The sequence below is a fragment of the Mesorhizobium sp. M5C.F.Ca.IN.020.29.1.1 genome (assembly GCF_003997375.1).
In the GTDB taxonomy this organism is placed as follows: domain Bacteria; phylum Pseudomonadota; class Alphaproteobacteria; order Rhizobiales; family Rhizobiaceae; genus Mesorhizobium; species Mesorhizobium wenxiniae.
Genome location: NZ_RZSW01001065.1, coordinates 1 through 885, shown reverse-complemented (window position 1 = coordinate 885; position 885 = coordinate 1). Strand labels below are relative to the sequence as shown.

At 65.9% G+C, this 885-nt stretch carries 1 protein-coding gene; it reads right to left on the bottom strand.

Annotation, left to right across the window (positions count from 1 at the left end):
* A partial coding sequence (locus EOA85_RS36245; protein WP_127212799.1) for a biotin carboxylase N-terminal domain-containing protein occupies positions 1-668 on the bottom strand: 668 nt, incomplete at its 3' end.
* Positions 669-885: the final 217 nt, after the last annotated feature.

Below are 885 nucleotides of genomic sequence, written 5' to 3'. Positions count from 1 at the left end.
TACACGACATTGCCGAAGCTATCGCCGAATACCTGAACCTCGATGTGGCGCGGCTTGTCGATATATTTCTCGACCAGCACGCGGTCGTCGCCGAAAGCGGCCTTGGCCTCGCGCCGCGCACCCGACAGCGCCTCGGAAAAGTCGTCGGGATGTTCGACGCGCCGCATGCCCTTGCCACCGCCACCGGCGCGCGCCTTGATCAGCACGGGATAGCCGATCTCGCGTGCCTTGGAGGCGAGCAGCACAATCTCCTGCGCCTCGCCGTGATAGCCCGGCACAACAGGCACGCCGGCCTTCTCCATCAGCCGCTTGGCCGCGTCCTTCAGCCCCATGGCGCGGATCGAGGCCGCTGACGGGCCGATGAAGACGAGCCCCGCCGCCGTCACCTGGTCGACGAAATCAGGGTTTTCCGACTGAAAACCGTAGCCCGGATGGATGGCTTCCGCGCCGGCGGCCAAAGCCGCCGCGACGATCTTGTCGCCGCGCAGATAGCTTTCGCCGACAGGCGAGGCGCCGATATGCACAGCTTCGTCGGCCATCGCGACATGCAAAGATTTCGCATCGGCATCCGAATAGACCGCGACCGTGCGCACGCCCATCTTGCGCGCCGTGCGGATGACCCGGCAGGCGATCTCACCGCGATTGGCAATCAGGATCCTGGCGAACATGGGACCTCCGCGAGTAAGGTTCCAACCCCGCGGGGGGCAGGGCGCTTGAACACCCCCCTCTGTCCTGCCCGCCAGCCTGTCCTTGGGGAAGCAGCGCCTACTTCGACGCCGCGATCGCGCAGCCGCCGCTGGCGGTCTTGACCTTCCACCTCGTCAAGCCGGACTGACAGTTGCGCAGCGCCATCTCTTCCGCAGCCTTCTGGGACGGCGCATTGAG